This is a genomic window from Lysobacter defluvii IMMIB APB-9 = DSM 18482 (genome assembly GCF_000423325.1).
Classification (GTDB): Bacteria; Pseudomonadota; Gammaproteobacteria; order Xanthomonadales; family Xanthomonadaceae; genus Novilysobacter; species Novilysobacter defluvii.
This window is the reverse complement of the sequence record NZ_AUHT01000006.1, coordinates 265,342-283,051: the sequence shown is the minus strand read 5'-3', so window position 1 is coordinate 283,051 and position 17,710 is coordinate 265,342. Positions and strand designations below refer to the sequence as shown.

Here is a 17,710-nt window from a genome sequence, read left to right as displayed (position 1 = left end):
CCAACGTGCAGCCCGACCTCGTCGACAGCCACTGCCATATCGACGTGGCCGACTTCGAGCCGGACCGCGGCGAAGTGCTGTCCCGCGCCCGCAGGGCCGGCGTGCGCCGGATCGTGGTCCCGGCGATCGCCGCCGACGGCTGGGACCACCTGGAGGCGACCTGCGCAGGCCATCCGGGGCTGTTCCCCGCCTACGGACTGCATCCGATGTTCCTGGACCGGCACCGGCCGGGGCACCTGGATGCGCTCGCCGACCGGATCGCCCGTCCCGGCGTGGTGGCCGTGGGCGAATGCGGCCTGGACCACTTCGTACCCGGGCTCGACCACGCGGTGCAGCTGGAGTTCTTCGAGGCGCAGCTGCGGCTGGCGCGCGATGCCGGCCTGCCGGTGATCGTCCATGCCCGACGGGCGGTGGACGAGGTGACCGCGGCGATCCGCCGCATCGGCGGGCTGCGCGGCGTCGTGCACAGCTTCTCGGGCAGCGCCCAGCAGGCACAGACCTTGTGGGACCTGGGGTTCCTGGTCGGCATCGGGGGACCGGTCACCTGGCCGCGGGCGCAGCGGCTGCGCCGGCTGGTGTCCTCGATGCCGCTCGAGTTCCTGCTGCTGGAAACCGACGCACCGGACCAGCCGGGTGCAGGCAACCGCGGCCAGCGCAACGAACCCGGGTACCTGCCGGTGGTGCTGGACGTGGTCGCGGAGCTGCGCGGCCAGGACCGGGACGACGTGGCCCGCGCCACCACGGCGAACGCCGAGCGCCTGTTCGGGGGCCTGGCGCTGCCCGCGCCGGCGGCCTAGATCGGCGGGCGGCGCTTGAGCAGGATCTCCAGCGCCTTCCCCGCCATGACGAAGGCGAACGCACCCGTGACCTGGGTAGCCGCCCCCAGCCCCGCCCCGCAGTCGAGCTTCAGCGCCTCGTCCGGCCCCAGGCTGGGCCGCAGGCCGCACACGCTGCCGTCGGCCTGCGGGTAGCGCACGTTCTCCAGCGAGTACACCGCGGGCACGCCGAAGTAGCGGTCGCGGTTGCGCGGGAAGTGGAACTCCGCGCGCAGCTTCTTGCGCACCAGCGCCAGCATCGCGTCGTGCTCGGTGCGCGACAGGTCGCGCACGCGCACCTGGGTGGGGTCGACCCGTCCACCGGCCGAGCCGCACACCACCACCGGCAGCTTCCTACGCCGGCACCAGGCGATCATCTCGACCTTGCTGCGGAAGCTGTCGCAGGCATCCAGCACCAGGTCAAAGTCCCGGTCCAGCAACAATTCGAGGTTCGACGGGGTGAGGAAGCTCTCGACCGCATCGACCTCGATGCGCGGGTTGATCGCCCGGCAACGCTCCGCCATGGCGGCCACCTTGGGCCGGCCGAACTGCCCCTCGTGCGCGGGCAGCTGGCGGTTGCTGTTGGAGACGCAGATGTCGTCGGCGTCGATGAGGGTCAGGTGCCCCACGGCGCTGCGGGCCAGCGCCTCCACCAGCCACGAACCCACCCCGCCCATGCCCACCACCGCCACCCGGCAGGCGGACAGGTGGCGGATGGAACCGGCGCCGTACAGGCGATCGATACCGGCGAAGCGTTCGAGCAGGACGGGGTCGAGGGCGGGCGAATCCATGGCGCGATTGTAGTCGTCGCGCCCGCCTTGCCCGTCATGGGCGCATGGTATCTTCACGCCGGTATCCACTGGAGCGCTTTCGATGGCCGACCCGCAGTCGACCGGCACCCCGCCGGCCAAACCCAACACCAACGCACGCTACCTGTTCCTGTTGCTGATCGGGCTGGTGCTGGGCATCGTCGGGACCGTCATGACCCTGCAGGCGATCGACAGCGGCAAGACCTGGAGGGACCGCTACCCGATGGCCACGATGCACCTGCTGCAGGCCCACTCCGCCCAGATGGCGGGCAAGCTCAAGGGCAACCGCTGCGAGGTCACCGATTCGCTTCCGCACCTGCAGGCCCTGCGCACGCTGGCCAACGACCTGGAGCCCGCCTTCCCGGGCCTGGCCGACGACAGCCGCTTCGCCGACCACGCCGCCGGCATGCGCGCGCGCCTGGACCAGGCGCTGGCGAACCCGCCCGCGGGCTGCGAGGCACTGAAGGAAGCGGCCTCCTCGGTGGGCGAGAGCTGCCGCGCCTGCCACCTCGATTTCCGCACCTGAACGGTCCCCGCGCCACTTGATGGGGAGTTCACCGCGGCGCTCCTAGCGTGGGCGGCGTGGCCCGATGTCGGCCACCTGCCCCCTTCCAGCAGGAGACGCACATGAACATGATCCGCCCCAGCCTCATCAGCGTCGCCGCCGCGGCCAGCCTGGCCCTCGCCGGCTGCGCGACCCCCGGCTACAACTCGGGCTATTCCAGTGGCGGCTACGCGCCCGGCCCGGCTTCCGCCAACTGCATGGACTGCGGCACGGTGACCCGCATCGAGCAGGTCGCCGGCAGCAATGCGCCGCAGGCAACGGGCGCCGTGATCGGCGGCCTGGTGGGCGCCGCAGCAGGTCGCGAGCTGGCCGACGACGAGAGCACCGGTCGGCGCAACACCGCGACCGCCGCGGGCGCCGTGGCCGGCGCGCTGGCCGGCAACGCGATCCAGAACCGGGTCGAGAACGCCACCTACAACGTGCATGTCCGCATGAGCGACGGCCGCACCACGGTGGTCACCCAGAACGACCTGGACGGCCTGCGCGTGGGCTCCCCGGTTCGCGTCTACAACGGCCGCGCCTGGGCGCGCTGACCCTCGACCCACTCCGATCCGCCGCACAAAACAGGAGCGGCCCGCACAGGCGGGCCGCTCCTTGTTTTTTCCTCAGCGAAGGCAGTCGCTCAGAGCGGCTGCACCGCGTCGGCCTGCAGGCCCTTCTGGCCCTGCACTACCTCGAACGACACCTGCTGGCCTTCCTGCAGGCTCTTGAAGCCTTCGGTCTGGATGGCACGGAAGTGGACGAACACGTCCTCGCCGTTCTCGCGGCTGATGAAGCCAAAACCCTTGGCATCGTTGAACCACTTGACGGTTCCGGTCTCTCGGTTGGACATCGACTTGCTCCCTGGAGCACTGGCTGGTTTGGTTTACACCCTGCGGGTGGTGCTGGTTGCAAGGAGGAAGCGAGTGCAACGATGTAGCGATCGTCGATCAGCCGCATCGGGCCACGATTCACGGTGACCCCGGCAAACAGCAACGCCGAAACTACAACGCGTTCCGGCAAAATGCAACGGCGGCTGAACGCAACCGCGCCGCGGCGAACCGCCACGACCGGCACACCCCGGGGGAGTCGAATGGAACTGCAAGCCCTGTACTACGTGATCGCCCTGGTGATGGTCGTCGTCGGGGTCGCCGGCGTGATCCTGCCGGTCCTTCCGGGGCTGCCGCTGGTGTTCTTCGGGATGCTGCTGGCCGCCTGGGCGGGCGGTTTCGAGCGCATCGGGGCGGTGACCCTGGTGGTGCTGGGCCTGCTCACCATCCTGTCGCTGGTGGTCGACTTCCTGGCCTCGGCGATGGGGGCCAAACGGGCCGGGGCGAGCCGGCTCGCCGTCATCGGGGCGCTCGTCGGTTCGGTCGTGGGCATCTTCTTCGGGTTGCCGGGGCTGCTGGCGGGTCCCTTCATCGGCGCGCTGGCAGGCGAACTGATCCACGCGCGCAGGCTGGCGCAGGCAACGCGCGTGGGCGTCGCGACCTGGATCGGGCTGCTGCTGGGGACCGCGCTCAAGGTCGGGCTGGCGTTCGCGATGCTGGGGCTGTTCGCCTTTGCCTGGTTCTTCTGACCGCCCCGCCCCCGGCTTGCCCTCTTGCGGCCGCCTTCACGCCGGTTTGTTCAGGCGGACGCCACAGTCCCAAAGCTGAACGGGAGGGCCCGATGCCGCACTGGAGCCGCAGACGCATGAGCTGGATCATCGTGTTGACCGTGCTGGCGACCGCCGTCGCGGTGGTGCTGGCGATCAATTTCGTCACGCCCGAGAAGAAGCTGGAGCGGCGCATCGAGCACCGCTACGACACCGCCGACGAGCAGTTCGTGCGCGAGATGGGGGTGATGCTCGGGCCCTCGGTGATCGAGGGCAACCACGTGGTTGCCTACAACAACGGCGCGGAGATCTTCCCGGCGATGCTGGAGGCGATCCGCGGCGCGCGGGTGTCGGTCACCTTCGAGACCTACGTCTACTGGTCGGGCGAGATCGGCGAGCTGTTCGCCAAGGCACTGGCCGAGCGTGCGGAGGCTGGGATCCCGGTGCACGTCACCATCGACTGGGTCGGCAGCATCAAGATGGACCCCGCATTGCTGGACCTGATGGAGGACGCCGGTGTCGAGGTCGAGCGCTACCGGCCGCTGCACTGGTACAACCTGGGCCGGATGAACAACCGCACCCACCGCAAGCTGCTGGTGGTGGACGGCCGGATCGGCTTCACCGGCGGGGTGGGCATCGCCGACGAATGGAAGGGCAACGCCCAGGACCCGGACCACTGGCGCGACATCCACTTCCGCATCGACGGACCGGTGGTGGCGCAGATCCAGGCCGCCTTCAACGACAACTGGATCAAGACCACCGGCCGCGTGCTCAACGGTCCCGACTATTTCCCGCCGCTGGAGCCGGCCGGGGACATGAAGGCGCACCTGTTCATCGCCTCGCCCGCCGGCGGCAGCGAGAGCATGCACCTGATGTTCCTGATGGCCATCGCGGCCGCCGAGCACACCATCGACCTCGCCGCCTCCTACTTCATCCCCGACGAGCTGGTCATGGGCGCGCTGCTGCAGGCCCGCAAGCGCGGGGTGCGCATCCGGGTGGTGCTGCCCGGCCCCTACATCGACTCGAGCGTGGTGCGGGTCACCTCCAAGGCCGACTGGGGTCCCCTGCTCCGCGCCGGCGTGGAAATCCACGAGTACCAGCCCACGATGTTCCACAACAAGCTCCTGATCGTGGACGACGAGATGGTGTCGCTGGGTTCGACCAACTTCGACATCCGTTCCTTCCGGCTCAACGACGAGGCGAGCCTGAACGTCTACGATCGCGACTTCGCCCTGCAGATGACCCGGGTGTTCGAGCGGGACCTGGAACGGTCGAAGCCGTATACGTACGAGCAGTGGCTCTCCCGGCCCTGGCGCGAGCGGATCGCCGAGCGGGTGCTGCTGCCGATCAAGTCGCAACTCTAGGGAACCCAGATGACGTCCAGACCCGGCCTCCTGTTGTCCAGCGTGCTGGCACTGCTGCTGGCGCTCCCCGCCGGCCTCGCGGCGCAGGAGCCAGGTGAAGCCGGCGAGGCCACCAGCGCCCCCGCGCCGGACGTGGCCCTGCAGTCCGCGGAGCCGCCGATGGACGACGACGTGCCGCCGGAGCCCGACCCGGCCGAGTTACGGGAAGTCGTCGCACAGGCCGAGGCCCAGGCCCAGGAGCAGCAGCGCACCGAGCTGGAAGCCGGTGAGACCATCGCGCGCCGCCTGCGCGCGATCCCGGGAATGGAAGAGGTGACCGTCACCGTGCAGGGCGGGACCGCCCGGCTTACCGGCGAAGTAATGGACGTGGAGGCGCGCCAGCTGGCCGAGCAGGTCGCCACGCAGCAGGAAGGTGTCGCCACGGTCGACAACCGCATCACCCTGAGCACCCATGTCGGTGCCAGGCTGGAGGCGGCGATGCGCGAGGTCGTGGAGCGGCTTGTCCAGCTGGTCGCGGCGCTGCCGGTGCTGGCGGTTGCCATCGCCCTGGTGCTGCTGGGCTGGTGGATCGGCAAGTGGCTGGGCCGCCGTGCCGGCAAGCGGAAGTGGCGCGGGGAGAACCCCTACACCGCCAGCCTGGTCCAGCGCTTCGTCACCTGGGCCAGCCTGCTGGTTTCGGTGCTGATCGCGCTGAACCTGCTGGGGCTTACCGGGGTGGCCGGGGCGGTGCTGGGTTCGGCCGGCGTGGTCGGCCTGGTGATCGGCTTCGCGTTCAAGGACATCGCCGAGAACTACGTGGCCGGGGTGCTGCTCAGCCTGCGCCGGCCGTTCGCCCCCGGCGAGGTCGTGCGCATCGACACCTACGACGGCACCGTGGCCGCGCTCACCTCGCGCACCACGGTGCTGGTCACCTTCGACGGGAACCAGCTCAACCTGCCCAACGCGCTGGTGTTCAAGTCGGTGGTGCTGAACGTCAGCCGCAACCCGAACCGGCGTTTCGACTTCGTGGTCCCGATCGACAGCTGCGAATCGATCATGCAGGCGCAGGAGGTCGCGCTGAAGGCCATCGCCTGCGTCGAGGGCATCCTCCAGGATCCAGCCCCCTCGTGGACGGTGAAGGAGTACGACGGAACCGCGGCGCACCTGCAGTTCTTCGCCTGGATCAACCAGCGCAGCACCGACCTGGGCAAGGCGCGCAGTGCCGCGATCCACGCGGTGCGCACGCACTTCGCCGAAGCGGGGATCCTGGATGCCCCGCGGTCGGTGCAGTACCTGTCGAGGCTGCGCGAGGACGTCCCGGTACAGCCCCGGGTCCAGGACTCCTCGGCGGTGCCGCTGCCGGAAACCTCGGTCAACCGGGAACTGGACGCGCAGGTGGAAGCCGAGCGCCGTGCCCACGCGGACGTCGACCTGATCCGGGCGGAGACGCCATGAGCCCGCTATCCGCCACCTTGCCGGGCGCCGGCGCGCTGCTGCTGGCACTGGCTGCCGTTCCCGCCTTGGCGCAGGAGCCCGCTGCCGCGGCGCCGGACCCGTCCGCCTGCACCTCCATCACCATCGATGCCGAGCGCCTGCGCTGCTACGACGATGCGCTCGGCCGCGTTGCGCCGACCCCGGAGCAGGCCGACGCGATGGCCGAGCAGGCGCGCCAGCTCGCGGCGGAGCTGGACGGGGCGAAGGTGGAGGCGCGCCGCGACATGCCGACGCGGGACCGGGCGCGGCTTGCACTGAGCGACCTGTTCCGCTCCGAGGGCGGCAGCGAGATCGACGCCTACATCGCCGATGCCGGCAAGGGCGGCCTGCTCGACCGCCGCTGGGAGCTGGCCCGCAGTTCCAAGCTGGGCACCTTCAACTTCCGCGGCTACAAGCCCGTCTACCTGCTGCCGGTGTTCTGGTCCGCGGACCCCAACGACCGCCCTTCCCCGTCCGGCGGCGGCGACGAGCAGGGCAACGTCGACGGTGTCTCGCTCGACGAAATCGAGGCCAAGTTCCAGCTCAGCTTCAAGACCAAGGCGGTCGAGAATATCCTCGGCGACAACGGCGACCTGTGGCTGGGCTATACGCAGAGCTCGCGCTGGCAGGTGTTCAACCACGAGGCCTCGCGGCCGTTCCGCGAGACCAACTACGAGCCCGAGGCGATGCTGGTGTTCCGCACCGGCTATTCGATCGGCGACTGGCGCGGGCGGATGTGGGGCATCGGCATCAACCACGAGTCCAATGGCCGTGGCGACCCGTACTCGCGCAGCTGGAACCGGGTCGTCGGGATGGTCGGCTTCGATCGCGAAAACTGGGCGCTCACGATCCGGCCGTGGTGGCGCATCAGCGAGAACGGCGAGGACGACAACCCGGACATCGAGGACTACATCGGCCGGGGCGACGTGACCCTGGTCCACGTGCGCGGCGGACACGAGTTCTCGCTGATGGCGCGACACTCGCTGCGCACCGGCGAGGACTCGCGCGGCGCGCTGCGTTTCACCTGGGCGTTCCCGCTGGGCGACAACATCCGCGGGCACCTGCAGGTGTTCGACGGCTACGGCGAGAGCCTGATCGACTACGACCACCGCTCCACCCACGTCGGCCTGGGCGTCTCGCTGCTCGAGTGGTTCTGAGGTGCACGCCCGGCGCATCCTCTCGATCGACGGCGGCGGCATCCGCGGGCTGGTGAGCTGCACCTGGCTGGAGGCGGTGGAAGCCAGCCTCGCCAACGCCGGCAAGCCCGGCCTGCTCGGCAGCTTCGACCTGCTGGCCGGCACCTCCACCGGGGCGCTGGTGGCCTGCGGCCTGGGCCTGGGCTGGTCGCCCGACACCCTCGCCCGGCTGTACCGCGAGCGCAGGGCGGAGATCTTCCCTGGCGTCCCCGGCAAGCTGTGGTCGCGGGTGCGGCGGGTGTTCCGGCATGGCGTGTCGGCTCCGCGCTATGACGGCAAGGGCCTGGAGGCCGTGCTCAGGGAAGTGTTCGGCGACCGGCGCATGGGCGAACTCCAGCGCCCCACCCTGATCACCAGCTACGACACGCTGGCGAGGCGCCCCGTCATCTTCAAGAGCTTCCTGCCCGAACATGCCGGACTGCGGCTGTGGGAGGTCTGCCGCGCCTCGACCGCCGCGCCGTCCTACTTCCCCGCCCACGGCATGGAGGTCGAGGGGCGGCTTTGCTCGCTGATCGACGGCGGCATCGTCGCCAACAACCCGACCGCCTGCGCGATCGCCGAGGCCCTGCGCCGCGACCGCGAGGTCCGGCAGTGCGGCGACCTGGTGGTGCTGTCGGTCGGCACCGGCGAGCGCAACCAGCCGATCCCGCTGAAGTCGGCGCAGGAATGGGGCGCGGTGGAGTGGGCGATCCCGATCATCGACGTGCTGTTCGACGGCAACGCCGACTCGGTCGACTACATCGCCCGCCAGCTGGTCGGCAAGGGCTATTTCCGGCTGCAGGCCGAGCTGCTGGCCGGGCTCGACGACCTCGACGACACCAGCGCCGCCCACATTTCCGCGCTGGAGCGGCTGGCCCGCGACTACCTGCTCAAGCCGGAGACGCAGCAGAAGCTGCGCCAGCTGGCCGCGCGGCTGTAAGCCGCCCGGTCCCGGGCTGCCCGGCTCGCGGCCGGAGCCGCGCCCACGGTCGACCGGATATCAGGCGAGCACGTCCAGCGGGATCTTCCCGATGCGCGCCTGCCATTCGCGCGGGCCGCTCTCGTGGACCGAGTCGCCGTTGCTGTCCACGGCCACGGTCACCGGCATGTCCTGCACGGTGAACTCGTAGATCGCCTCCATGCCCAGGTCCTCGAAGGCGACCACGCGCGAGGCCTTGATCGCCTTGGACACCAGGTAGGCCGCCCCGCCCACCGCCATCAGGTAGGCGGACTTGTGGCGGCGGATCGCCTCGCGGGCCACCGGCCCGCGCTCGGCCTTGCCGACCATGCCCAGCAATCCGGTCTGCTCCAGCACCTGGCCGGTGAACTTGTCCATGCGGGTGGCCGTGGTCGGGCCGGCGGGGCCGACGACCTCGTCGCCTACCGGGTCGACCGGGCCGACGTAGTAGATGAAGCGGCCAGCCAGGTCCACCGGCAGCGGCTCGCCGGCGTCCAGCATCGAGACGATGCGCTTGTGCGCGGCGTCGCGCCCCGTCAGCAGCCGGCCGTTGAGCAGCAGGGTCTCGCCCGGCTTCCAGCTGGCCACTTCCTCGCGGGTGACGGTATCCAGGTCGACCCGGCGCCCCTTGGACGCGTCGTAGGTCAGCCGGGGCCAGTCCTCCAGCGACGGCGGATCCAGCATCACCGGCCCGCTGCCGTCCAGGGTGAAGTGCGCGTGCCGGGTGGCGGCGCAGTTCGGGATCATCGCCACCGGCAGGTTGGCCGCGTGGGTCGGGTAATCCTTGATCTTCACGTCCAGCACCGTGGTCAGGCCGCCCAGGCCCTGGGCGCCGATGCCCAGCGCGTTGACCTTCTCGAAGATCTCCAGGCGCAGCTCCTCGACCCGGTTCGACGGGCCGCGGGCCACCAGCTCCTGGATGTCGATCTCCTCCATGAGCGACTCCTTCGCCAGCAGCATCGCCTTCTCGGCCGTGCCGCCGATGCCGATGCCCAGCATGCCCGGCGGGCACCAGCCTGCGCCCATGGTCGGCACGGTCTTCAGAACCCAGTCGACGATCGAGTCGGACGGGTTGAGCATCGCGAACTTGCTCTTGGCCTCGGAGCCGCCGCCCTTGGCGGCCACGATCACGTCGACCTTGTTGCCCGGCACGACCTTGACGTTGACCACGCCCGGGGTGTTGTCCTTCGTGTTGATGCGCTTGCCCGCCGGGTCGGCGAGCACGCTGGCGCGCAGCTTGTTGTCCGGATGCGCGTAGGCCCGCCGCACGCCCTCGTGGACCATCTCCTCGACGCCCATGGTCGCGTCGTCCCAGCGCACGTCCATGCCGATCTCGAGGAACACGGTCACGATGCCGGTGTCCTGGCAGATCGGCCGGTGGCCCTCGGCGCACATGCGCGAGTTGATCAGGATCTGCGCCATCGCGTCCTTGGCCGCCGGCGATTCCTCCCGCTCCCAGGCCGCGGTCAGCGCGCGGATGTAGTCGACCGGGTGGTAGTAACTGATGTACTGCAGCGCATCGGCGATCGACTGGACCAGGTCCTCCTGGCGGATCACGGTGCTGGCGCGGGAAAGGACGGCGGACTCGGCGGGCAGGTTCACGGCAGGCGGGGCGGCTGGGGACAAGACGCCCATTGTACCGGGCGGCGGCGTGGCGACGCCCGCCGGAACACTGCGTCGCCCGCTGGCCCACAATGGGGCGATGCACACGCTGGTACTCATCCTCGACCTGGTCGGCACCTTCGTCTTCGCCCTCAGCGGCGGGATGATGGCCGCGCGCCGCCGGCTGGACCTGTTCGGCGTCCTGGTGCTGTCGTTCGCCGCCGCCAGCGCCGGCGGCATCACCCGCGACCTGCTGATCGGCGCCGTCCCGCCGGCGGCGCTGGTGGACTGGCGCTACCCCGCGGTGTCGCTGGCGGCGGGCGTGGTCACCTTCCTCTGGACCCCATGGATCGAGCGGCTCCAGACCCCGGTCCGGATGTTCGATGCACTGGGGCTGGCGGTATTCGCCGTGGCCGGCACCCACAAGGCGCTTGCGTTCGGGCTCGCGCCGCCGATGGCGGCGGGCCTGGGCATGCTCACGGGGATTGGCGGCGGGATGCTGCGCGACCTGCTGATGACGGAGGTCCCGCTGGTACTGCGGGCCGAGTTGTACGCCGTGGCCGCGCTGGCCGGTGCGTTCGTGGTCGCCGCCGGCGACACGCTCGGGTTGCACGACACCGCCACCGCGGTGGCCGGTGCGCTGGTCTGCTTCGGCCTGCGGATGACCGCGTTGCGGCTGGGGTGGCACCTGCCGGTCGCGCTGACCTCCCGTAACGGGCGCATCCCGCCGCGCGACCGCCGCTGAGCGGGGCCGCCCACGCGGCCGCAGCGGTTTCTTCACCGCGCCTTGCGACCCCGGGTTCCTAAGCTGCGGAAGCCGGTCGGACCGGGCCGGCGTGCCGTGCGTATGCACCCCAACAGCAAGCCTAGTCCAGGAGCACCACATGAATACGAGGATCCCCCTCACCCTCGCCGCCAGCGCCCTTGCCCTCGCGCTCGCCGCCTGCAACGCGGACCGGACCGACAACGACACCATGGCCGGCGCGGACGGGACGGCCGCGATGAACGATCCCGCCGCACCCGGCGCCGACCGCATGGGCAACGACCCCATGGCCAACGACCCGCTCGCCACCCGAGCCGATGGCACCCCGGGCGACGGCATGGCCGGCCCGGCAGGCGGAACGGTCCACCGCGACGCCGCGCTCGCGATGGTGATGGCGGTCGACCAGCACGAGATCGCCGCGGCCGAGCAGGCGCAGGCCAAGGAACTGTCCAGCGAGGCGGCCGAGTACGCCGAAACCCTGCTGGCGGACCACACCCGCAACCTCGAGGCCACGCGCGGGCTGATGGGCCTGGAGGGCGAGCCCGGCACCGCGAACGAAGAGGTGCCCGGCGCCGACCACGACATGGTCGCGCAGATGCGCGAGAAGCACGCCTCCGAGCGCGAGCGCCTGGGCCAGCTGGACGGCGAGGAGTACGAGCGGGCCTGGATCGACGCCATGGTCGCCGGCCACACCGAGGCCCTCCAGATGCTGGACAACCAGCTGATCCCCTCGGCCAACAACGACAACGACCTCAGCAGCCATCTGCAGAACACCCGCCAGGCGATCGCCCGCCACCTGGAGACCGCCCAGCAGCTGCGCGACAACAACGGCAACAACGGGTAATCCCGCTCGCCGGCGGCGGCGTTCACCGGTCGCGGCCCGGCATCCATGCACAATCGCCGGATGCCGCAAGCCCCGACAAGGACCGCCGCCGCATCCGGCACCGATCCACGCCCCAGCCTGCGCGACCGCTTCCACGCGCTGCGCAACATCCCCCCTTTCCTCCGGCAGATCTGGGCCACCAGCCCGCTGCTGACCCTCTTCACCCTCGGCCTGCGCCTGGTGCGTGCGCTTATGCCGGTGGTGACGCTGTACATCGGCAAGCTGATCATCGACGAGGTCGTGCGCCTGGTCGGCGTTGGCGTGGGTTTCGACAGCCTCCTCGCCGCCTGGCGCAGCGGCGTGCTCGACCACCTCGCCTGGCTGGTGCTGGCCGAGCTGGGCCTGGCGGTGCTGTCGGACCTGCTCGGCCGGCTGGTCAGCTACGGCGACTCGCTGCTCTCGGAGCTGTTCACCAATGCCACCAGCGTGCGCCTGATGGAGCACGCGGCGACGCTGGACCTCGCCGACTTCGAGGATCCGGAGCTGCAGGACAAGCTCGAGCGCGCCCGGCGCCAGACCATGGGCCGCTCGAACCTGATGAGCCAGCTGTTCGGCCAGGTACAGGACGCGATCACCGTGGTCAGCTTTGCCGTCGGCCTGCTGGTCTACGCCCCGTGGCTGATCCTGCTGCTGGCAGTGGCGCTGATCCCCGCCTTCGTCGGCGAGTCGCACTTCAACGCCCTGGGCTATTCGCTCAACTTCGCCTGGACGCCGGAGCGGCGCCAGCTCGAGTACGTGCGGCAGATGGGCGCCAGCGTGGAAACGGCGAAGGAGGTGAAGATCTTCAACCTCCACCGCTACATGATCACGCGCTACCGCGAGCTGGCCGAGGCGTTCTTCCGTGCCAACCGCGCGCTCGCCCGCCGCCGTGCCTTGTGGGGCACCCTGCTGGCCGCGCTGGGCACGCTCGGCTACTACGTCGCCTACGCCTACATCGCCTGGCGCACCGTGCATGGCGACTTCACCATCGGCGACCTGACCTTCCTGGCCAGCAGCTTCCGGCGCCTGCGGCAGCTGCTGGAAGGGCTCCTGGTCGGGTTCTCCCAGGTCGCCGGCCAGGCGTTGTACCTGGACGACCTGTTTTCCTTCTTCGCGATTAAGCCCGGAATCGCCTCCCCGCCCGATGCGCTGCCGGTCCCGCGGCCGATCGCCGAGGGCTTCCGCTTCGAGAACGTGGGCTTCCGCTACCCGGGCACCGAGCGCTGGGCGCTGCGCGGGCTGGACTTCGAGCTGCGCGCCGGCGAGGTGCTGGCGCTCGTCGGCGAGAACGGGGCCGGCAAGACCACCCTGGTCAAGCTGCTGGCACGGCTGTACGACCCCGACGAGGGCCGGATCCTGCTCGACGGGCGCGACCTGCGCGAGTACGACCTGGACGACCTGCGCGCCAACATCGGGGTGATCTTCCAGGACTTCGTGCGCTACCACCTGACCGCGGCGGAGAACATCGGCGTCGGGCAGGTCGATGCAATGGACGATCGCGACCGGATCGAGGAAGCCGCCCGCCGTGCGATGGCCGACGAGGTGATCGCAGGGCTGCCGCAGGGCTACGAGCAACTGATCGGGCGCCGCTTCCGGACCGGCGTGGACCTGTCGGGCGGACAGTGGCAGAAGATCGCCATCGCCCGCGGCTACATGCGCGATGCGCAGGTCATGATCCTCGACGAGCCGACTGCCGCGCTGGATGCGCGCAGCGAGTTCGAGGTGTTCCAGCGCTTCCGCGAGCTGTCCGACCAGCGAACCGCGGTGCTGATCTCGCACCGCTTCTCCAGCGTGCGGATGGCCGACCGGATCCTGGTGCTGGCCGAAGGGCGGCTGGAGGCCAGCGGCACCCACGAGGAGCTGATGGCCGCGGGCGGCCGCTATGCCGAACTGTTCGAGCTGCAGGCCGCGGGCTACCGCTGAGCGCTTGCCGCGGCACTAACGCGGCCGGCGCTAGCGTCGGGTCTCCCCCACTGCGGAGTTCCTCCAATGCCAGACCGCAACCGCGATCGTGACCACGACCGCTCCCGGGGCCGGCGTCCCGACCCCCGCTACCAGGACATGCCGTCGGTCTCCAACGGCCCGCTGCGCAACAGCGGCAATGCCTCGGAGTCGCAGACCTTCGGCTACCCCGGCCAGAGCGGCCACGACGTCTTCAGCCACGATGACGACTACCAGCGCGGCCAGGGCGGCTACGGGCAGGACCAGGGGCGGCACGCGCAGAGCGGCCACGGCCGCGGCGCCCCGCGTCCATCCGACGACAGCCCGCGTGCGCACGGTACCGGTGGGCACCGCGGTCGCGGCCCCCGGGGCTACCGGCGCTCCGACGAGAGCATCACCGACGAGCTGATCGACCGCTTCACCGACCACCCGGACCTGGATGCCACGCAGATCCTGTTGCAGGTCGAAGGCGGCGAAGTCACCCTGACCGGCGAAGTGCCGGAGCGCCGGATGAAGCACCTGGCCGAGGACATCGCGGCCGAAGTACGCGGCATCGGCGAGCTGCACAACCGGATCCGCGTCGACGACGGCCGCTCGTGGCTGGGCCCCGCGGGAGAGGCCGTGCGCAGCGGGAACCACGGCGGCGAGGCCCAGACCGGCAGCGGCTTCGCCAGCTCCGACCGCTTGCGCGACCCGATCGGCGTGGACGAACGGACCGAGGACGGCACCCGGGACCGCGGGCCCGGCTCCTGACCGGCCTCAGCGCACCAGCAGGACCGGCACGCTGGCGCTGCGCAGCATCGCGGTGGTGGTGCTGCCCACGATCAGCTGCCGGATCCTGGACCGTCCGTAGGCCCCCATCACCAGCAGGTCGATGCCCTGCTCGGCGACGTACTCGCTGATCACTTCCTCGGGGTCGCCGGACAGGCGGACGGCGGTGGCGTCCCGCCCCGCGCCCGACAGTTCCCGTCGCGCCGACTCCAGCAGCCCATCCTCGGCTTCGCCGCCGTGGGCCACCATCACCAGCTGCAGTTGCAGGCCGTCGAACAGCGGGCTCCCAGCCACCACCCCCACCGCCTTGCGGGCGGTCGGACTGCCGTCGAAGGCGAGCAGTGCGCGCCGGATCGGCCGGAACCCGCCGGCCGCCACCAGCACCGGCCGGCGCGCGGCGCGCACCACGCGTTCAAGCTGGCTGCCCAGGTGCCCGCGCGCGAAGCCGTCGCGCTCGCCGCGCTTACCCAGCACGAACAGCCGGACGCCGGGTTCCTGCTCGCCCAGCACGTCGACCAGGCCGCCATGGCGGAGCAGCGTGGTGGCGTCGGCGCCCTCCTTGGCCGCGAAGTTGCGGGCCTGCTCCAGCAGCAGCCGCCCGCGCTCCTGGGCCAGGCGCCCGCGGCGCTCGTCCAGGTCGGCCAGTTCCGCCAGCAGCGCCTCGCTGGTGCCCAGCACGAGGTTGCCGGTGAGGTCCACCGCCGGGCTGCGCAGGTCGCGGTCGAGCACGTGCACCAGTTCCAGCGGCGCGTCCAGTTTGGCCGCCGCCCAGGCCGCGTGGCGGCAGACGCTCTCGGTGTAGGCCGACTCGTCGATCGCGGCCAGCACCTTGCCGTGCGGGTTGGTGGTCGGGAACTCGTTCATCGCTGGCTCCTCAGTGGTCGCCCATCAGGCGCTCGGCCCCGGGCTTGTCGTGGACGCCAAGCCGGCTGACCAGGGTGGCGCTCGCTTCGTCCATCCCGACCACCTCGACCTGTGTTCCCTCTCGCCGGAACTTCAGCACAACCTTGTCCAGCGCGCCAACGGCGGTCAAATCCCAGAAGTGCGCGTTCGACACGTCGATGCGCACCCGCTCCACCGCCTCGCGGAAGTGGAAGCGGGAGATGAAGTCCTGCGCCGAGGCGAAGAAGACCTGCCCGGTGACCTCGTAGCTGCGCCCGCGCCCGCCGTCGATCGGCGCGGTGTCCACGTGCAGCACCTGGCCCACCTTGCGCGCGAAGAACAGCGCCGACAGCAGCACGCCGGTCAGCACGCCCTTGGCCAGGTCGTGCGTGGCCACGGTCACCACCACGGTGGCGACCATCACGATGCTCGAGGTCGGCGGGTGCTCGCGCAGGTCGCGGATCGACGACCAGCTGAAGGTGCCGATGGAGACCATCACCATCACCGCGACCAGCGCCGCCATCGGGATCCGGGCCACCCAGGGGCCGGCGAACACCACCAGGATCAGCAGCACCACGCCCGCGACCAGCGTGGAAAGGCGCCCGCGCCCGCCGGACTTCACGTTGATCACCGACTGCCCGATCATCGCGCAGCCGGCCATGCCGCCGAGGAAGCCGGTGGCGACGTTGGCGATGCCCTGCCCCTTCGCCTCCTGGTTCTTGTCGCTGGGGGTGTCGGTCAGGTCGTCGACGATCTGGGCGGTCAGCATCGACTCCAGCAGGCCGACGATCGCCAGGGTCACCGAGACCGGCAGCACGATCATCAGCGTCTCCAGGTTCAGCGGCACGTCCGGCAGCAGGAACACCGGCAGGCTGTCGGGCAGCTCGCCCATGTCGCCGACGGTGTTGATGTCCAGCTTGAGCAGCAGCGAGACGATGGTCAGCACGACGATCGCGACCAGCGGCGAGGGGACCGCGCGGGTCACCCGCGGCAGCAGGTAGATGATCGCCAGTCCCGCGGCGACCATCGGGTACACGGCCCAGGGTACGTCGATCAGCTCGGGGAGCTGGGCCATGAAGATCAGGATCGCCAGGGCGTTGACGAAGCCGGTGATCACCGAGCGCGAGACGAAGCGCATCAGCGCCGGCAGTTTCGCCAGCCCGGCGGCGATCTGCAGGACACCGGTCAGCACCGTCGCCACCAGCAGGTACTGCAGGCCGTGGTCACGGACCAGGTCGACCATCAGCAGCGCCATTGCGCCGGTGGCCGCGGAGATCATCGCCGGCCGCCCGCCGGCGAAGGCGATCACCACCGCGATGGAGAAGGAGGCATACAGCCCGACCTTGGGATCGACGCCGGCGATGATCGAGAACGCGATCGCCTCCGGGATCAGCGCCAGCGCGACCACCAGGCCCGAAAGGACATCGCCACGGACGTTGCCGAACCATTGCTGGCGCAGCTTCTGCAAATCGAACACGGATACGGCTCCTGCCCGCGCATGGCGCAGGCTACCGGTGGGGTCGGGAAAGCCCGCCAGTTTACCGGCCGGCCCTCAGAACAGCGGCTTCTGGGGCGGTTCGGGCGCCGAATAATCCAGCCGGCCATCCACGATCCGCGCCGCCGACGTGTAGGGGTGCTCCTCCACGCGCCCGGGCGCGGCCAGGTGCAGCACCTGCCAGCCGCGCGCCTTGAGGTCGTCGGAGATCAAGCTCCGGTGGCACTGCCACCACAGCGCCTCGGCGCACATCATCGCCACGCGCCTGCGGGTGGCCAGCGCGGCCAGGCCGTCGCGGGCGGCCTGCCACTGCGGGGTCATCATGTAATCGGCGTAGCCGCGGAAGCTGTCGTTGCGCCAGGCGTCGTTGGGGCTGTCAGGCGCGGGCCGGCGGCGGCCGCCCAGGTCGGGCACCGGCCGGTAGTCGATCCCGGCCCCGGGCAGCGCGTGCGCCATGGCCTCGCCGGAAAACTGCGGATTGCGGCGCGAGCCGGCGAAGCGCCGCACGTCCACCAGCGCCTCGATCCCCGCGTCGGCGAGCATCGCAACGAACACCTCCCACTCGCGGGTCGAGTGGCCGATGGTCCAGATGGTCGGCTTGTCGTCCTCCATGCCCCCATGCTGGCGCCGCGTGGGTGAAGCCACCTTGACGCGGGCCCGGATAGGCTCCCGCCCAGCAC

General features: G+C 70.6%; 18 protein-coding genes. 12 read left to right on the top strand and 6 right to left on the bottom strand.

Features of this window, described 5'->3' with window-relative positions; translation table 11 throughout:
* Window positions 1–5: 5 nt before the first annotated feature.
* Window positions 6–797 (top strand): TatD family hydrolase, encoded by a 792-nt coding sequence (locus G545_RS0105765; protein ID WP_027069557.1) that lies wholly within the window; start codon window positions 6–8, stop codon window positions 795–797.
* On the opposite strand, the gene G545_RS0105760 is transcribed toward G545_RS0105765, so the two are convergent.
* Window positions 794–1,606, bottom strand: coding sequence for a tRNA threonylcarbamoyladenosine dehydratase (locus tag G545_RS0105760; RefSeq protein ID WP_027069556.1), 813 nt, complete (start codon window positions 1,604–1,606; stop codon window positions 794–796). The two genes, G545_RS0105765 and G545_RS0105760, sit on opposite strands and share 4 nt — an antisense overlap.
* A gap of 82 nt (window positions 1,607–1,688) precedes the next feature.
* Between G545_RS0105760 and G545_RS0105755 the strand changes: the two genes are divergently transcribed.
* Together G545_RS0105755 and G545_RS0105750 are read left to right on the top strand one after the other, a co-directional pair.
* Complete coding sequence (locus G545_RS0105755) at window positions 1,689–2,150, top strand: hypothetical protein (protein ID WP_027069555.1); 462 nt, start codon at window positions 1,689–1,691, stop codon at window positions 2,148–2,150.
* A 110-nt stretch (window positions 2,151–2,260) separates the two neighbouring features.
* Complete coding sequence (locus G545_RS0105750) at window positions 2,261–2,722, top strand: glycine zipper 2TM domain-containing protein (protein WP_027069554.1); 462 nt, start codon at window positions 2,261–2,263, stop codon at window positions 2,720–2,722.
* 89 nt (window positions 2,723–2,811) lie between these two features.
* Here G545_RS0105750 and G545_RS0105745 read toward each other — a convergent pair whose 3' ends face one another.
* Entirely contained in the window at window positions 2,812–3,021 is a 210-nt protein-coding gene (locus tag G545_RS0105745; RefSeq protein ID WP_027069553.1) for a cold-shock protein, read from the bottom strand.
* A 240-nt stretch (window positions 3,022–3,261) separates the two neighbouring features.
* On the opposite strand from G545_RS0105745, the gene G545_RS0105740 reads away from it, so the two are divergent.
* From G545_RS0105740 to G545_RS0105720, 5 genes are all read left to right on the top strand, one after another.
* Window positions 3,262–3,747, top strand: coding sequence for a DUF456 domain-containing protein (locus G545_RS0105740; protein ID WP_027069552.1), 486 nt, complete (start codon window positions 3,262–3,264; stop codon window positions 3,745–3,747).
* 116 nt (window positions 3,748–3,863) lie between these two features.
* Window positions 3,864–5,129 carry a phospholipase D-like domain-containing protein gene (locus G545_RS0105735; protein WP_027069551.1) on the top strand — a complete coding sequence of 422 codons (1,266 nt, stop codon included), beginning with the start codon at window positions 3,864–3,866 and terminating at the stop codon, window positions 5,127–5,129.
* 9 nt (window positions 5,130–5,138) lie between these two features.
* Window positions 5,139–6,563: a mechanosensitive ion channel family protein gene (locus G545_RS0105730; RefSeq protein ID WP_154656520.1), complete on the top strand. Its 1,425-nt coding sequence runs from the start codon at window positions 5,139–5,141 to the stop codon at window positions 6,561–6,563.
* The gene (locus G545_RS0105725; RefSeq protein ID WP_027069549.1) at window positions 6,560–7,738 is read left to right on the top strand and encodes a phospholipase A; all 1,179 of its coding nucleotides are present in this window, start codon (window positions 6,560–6,562) and stop codon (window positions 7,736–7,738) included. The genes G545_RS0105730 and G545_RS0105725 overlap by 4 nt, the downstream gene beginning before the upstream one ends.
* Window position 7,739: 1 nt before the next feature.
* The gene (locus tag G545_RS0105720) at window positions 7,740–8,696 is read left to right on the top strand and encodes a patatin-like phospholipase family protein (RefSeq protein WP_027069548.1); all 957 of its coding nucleotides are present in this window, start codon (window positions 7,740–7,742) and stop codon (window positions 8,694–8,696) included.
* A gap of 60 nt (window positions 8,697–8,756) precedes the next feature.
* Here the strand turns inward: G545_RS0105720 and G545_RS0105715 are convergent, their stop codons facing one another.
* Window positions 8,757–10,316, bottom strand: coding sequence for a fumarate hydratase (locus G545_RS0105715; RefSeq protein ID WP_052106561.1), 1,560 nt, complete (start codon window positions 10,314–10,316; stop codon window positions 8,757–8,759).
* 100 nt (window positions 10,317–10,416) lie between these two features.
* On the opposite strand from G545_RS0105715, the gene G545_RS0105710 reads away from it, so the two are divergent.
* From G545_RS0105710 to G545_RS14965, 4 genes are all read left to right on the top strand, one after another.
* The gene (locus tag G545_RS0105710; protein ID WP_027069546.1) at window positions 10,417–11,061 is read left to right on the top strand and encodes a trimeric intracellular cation channel family protein; all 645 of its coding nucleotides are present in this window, start codon (window positions 10,417–10,419) and stop codon (window positions 11,059–11,061) included.
* A 139-nt stretch (window positions 11,062–11,200) separates the two neighbouring features.
* Window positions 11,201–11,923, top strand: coding sequence for a DUF4142 domain-containing protein (locus G545_RS14970; RefSeq protein ID WP_052106562.1), 723 nt, complete (start codon window positions 11,201–11,203; stop codon window positions 11,921–11,923).
* A gap of 60 nt (window positions 11,924–11,983) precedes the next feature.
* The gene (locus tag G545_RS0105700) at window positions 11,984–13,864 is read left to right on the top strand and encodes an ABC transporter ATP-binding protein (protein ID WP_027069545.1); all 1,881 of its coding nucleotides are present in this window, start codon (window positions 11,984–11,986) and stop codon (window positions 13,862–13,864) included.
* A 66-nt stretch (window positions 13,865–13,930) separates the two neighbouring features.
* Window positions 13,931–14,635: a BON domain-containing protein gene (locus tag G545_RS14965; protein ID WP_052106563.1), complete on the top strand. Its 705-nt coding sequence runs from the start codon at window positions 13,931–13,933 to the stop codon at window positions 14,633–14,635.
* A gap of 6 nt (window positions 14,636–14,641) precedes the next feature.
* On the opposite strand, the gene G545_RS0105690 is transcribed toward G545_RS14965, so the two are convergent.
* The 3 genes from G545_RS0105690 to G545_RS0105680 form a co-directional block, all read right to left on the bottom strand.
* Window positions 14,642–15,517 carry a universal stress protein gene (locus tag G545_RS0105690; RefSeq protein WP_043711409.1) on the bottom strand — a complete coding sequence of 292 codons (876 nt, stop codon included), beginning with the start codon at window positions 15,515–15,517 and terminating at the stop codon, window positions 14,642–14,644.
* A gap of 10 nt (window positions 15,518–15,527) precedes the next feature.
* The gene (locus G545_RS0105685; RefSeq protein ID WP_425477183.1) at window positions 15,528–16,994 is read right to left on the bottom strand and encodes a SulP family inorganic anion transporter; all 1,467 of its coding nucleotides are present in this window, start codon (window positions 16,992–16,994) and stop codon (window positions 15,528–15,530) included.
* A gap of 93 nt (window positions 16,995–17,087) precedes the next feature.
* A complete protein-coding gene (locus G545_RS0105680; RefSeq protein WP_027069542.1) occupies window positions 17,088–17,642 on the bottom strand; it encodes a DUF488 domain-containing protein in 555 nt (184 codons plus the stop codon).
* Window positions 17,643–17,710 lie beyond the last annotated feature (68 nt).